Raw genomic sequence first — 2,111 nt, 5'->3', positions numbered from 1 at the left:
TCACGCAGGCCGCCACCATGGCCAGGATGCCCTTTGTCGTCTCGCTCATTGCGCCTTTGGGCCTGACATTGACCCGAAGGTCAAGGCTTGACCGACTGCAGGGCCCCATGCCACAAATCCCGCGCAACTTGTTGGGCGCTGAGCGCGGTCCGTATGGGCAACCGTGGCGCTGGGGTCCCTTCGTGTTGAGAGTTGCCGCGAGCGTCCCAGGACCCTGATATTGGAGCCCAGTGGATGAAAACCATCATCGAACCATTCCGCATCAAATCCGTCGAACCGATCCGCATGACCACGCGCGCCGAGCGCCAGCAGCTGATCCGCGACGCGCAGTACAACCTCTTCGCGCTTGACGCCGACGACGTGCTGATCGACTTGCTGACCGACTCGGGCACCGGCGCCATGTCTGCCGAACAATGGGCCGCGATCATGCGCGGCGATGAAAGCTATGCGGGGTCCCCGAGCTTTCATCGCTTCCGCGACGCGGTCCAGACCCTGGCGCCCTTCAAACATGTGATCCCCACCCACCAGGGCCGCGCGGCAGAGGCGATCCTGTTCGCCATTTTCGGCGGCCCGGGGCGCATGATCCCCTCGAACACCCATTTCGATACGACGCGCGGCAATATCGAGGCTTCGGGTGCCACGGCCACCGATCTGGTGATCGACGAAGGCCACGACCCGGCTTCCCTGCACCCGTTCAAGGGAAATATGGATATCGCCCGGCTGGACGCCTACCTGAGCGAGCACGGGGACGCCGTGCCCTGCGTGATGCTCACCATTACCAACAACGCGGGCGGCGGGCAGCCGGTGAGCCTAGAGAACATTCGCGCCGTGGCCGCGACGGCCCGCGCCCATGGCAAACCCTTTTTCATCGACGGCTGCCGATTTGCGGAAAACGCCTGGTTCATCAAGAGCCGCGAACCGGGCCAGCACGACCGCCCGATCCCTGAGATCGTGCGCGACTGTTTCCGCGAGGCAGACGGCATGACCATGTCCGCAAAGAAGGACGCGTTCGGCAATATCGGCGGCTGGCTGGCCGTGAACGACGACGATCTGGCCGAGGAAGCCCGCGCCCACCTGATCCGCACCGAGGGGTTTCCGACCTATGGCGGGCTTGCGGGCCGCGACCTGGACGCGCTGGCGCAGGGGTTGGCGGAAATTGTCGACGAGGATTACCTGCACTACCGCATGCGCTCTAATGAATACATCATCGAAAGGCTCGATGCGCTTGGCGTGCCGGTGGTGAAACCGGCGGGCGGTCATGCCGTTTTCATCGACGCGCGGGCCTGGCTGGATCACATCCTCCCGACCGAATATCCGGGTCAGGCTCTGGCGGTGGCCTTATACGAACTGGCCGGGGTGCGGTCCTGCGAAATCGGCACGGTGATGTTCGGCCGCCAGCCGGATGGCTCGGAACAGCCCGCCGTCATGGACCTCGTGCGCCTCGCCTTCCCGCGCCGCACCTATACGCAGAGCCATGCGGATTACATCATCGAGACCTTCGAGGAACTGGCAGCGATGAAGGATGAACTCACCGGATTCCGAATTGCCTGGGAACCCAGGCTCATGCGGCATTTCACCTGCAGGTTCGAACGTCTGGGCTGACCGCCGGTCCCAGGAAAAGAAAACGGCCGCCCCAACCGGGACGGCCGCCACGTTCCGAAGAACCAGTCAGATCACAGACGGCCGGCCACGTTTTCCCAATTGACCAGGTTGTCGAGGAAGTTCGACAGGTAGGCCGGACGCTTGTTGCGGAAGTCGATGTAGTAGGAGTGCTCCCACACGTCGCAGCCCAGCAGAGCGGTCTGGCCGAAGCACAGCGGGTTCACGCCGTTTTCGGTCTTGGTCACGGCCAGCGACCCGTCGGCGTTCTTGACCAGCCAGCACCAGCCGGAACCAAACTGACCGGCCCCGGCGGCGGCGAACTGCGACTTGAACTCGTCGACCGAACCGAAGCTCTCCACGATGGCCTTTTCCAGCTCACCGGGCATGGCGGTCTTGCCCGGGCCCATCATCTCCCAGAACTGGTTGTGGTTCCACAGCTGCGAGATGTTGTTGAAGATCCCGTTCTGCGCCACGGTGGACTTGTCGTAGGTGCCCACGATGATCTCTTC

Annotated in this window: 2 protein-coding genes; one reads left to right on the top strand and one right to left on the bottom strand. The window is 63.4% G+C overall.

Going from position 1 to position 2,111, the window contains the following annotated elements; all coding sequences use genetic code 11:
* Window positions 1-234: 234 nt before the first annotated feature.
* Window positions 235-1,602 (top strand): tryptophanase, encoded by a 1,368-nt coding sequence (locus Q1V43_RS05735; protein ID WP_300515092.1) that lies wholly within the window; start codon window positions 235-237, stop codon window positions 1,600-1,602.
* Between the two features lie 71 nt (window positions 1,603-1,673).
* On the opposite strand, the gene Q1V43_RS05730 is transcribed toward Q1V43_RS05735, so the two are convergent.
* The coding region (locus Q1V43_RS05730) for a superoxide dismutase (protein WP_300515089.1) at window positions 1,674-2,111 on the bottom strand (438 nt) is incomplete at its 5' end.

The organism is Aliiroseovarius sp., from assembly GCF_030148435.1.
Taxonomy (GTDB): domain Bacteria; phylum Pseudomonadota; class Alphaproteobacteria; order Rhodobacterales; family Rhodobacteraceae; genus JASBTN01.
The sequence above is the reverse complement of the archived record's forward strand: the minus strand, read 5'-3'. Positions and strand labels throughout refer to the sequence as shown.

What these genes read in the sequence shown, in the direction of transcription:
- Q1V43_RS05735 (WP_300515092.1), top strand. Translation starts at nt 235, where the DNA reads ATGAAAACCATCATCGAACCATTCCGCATCAAATCCGTCGAACCGATC.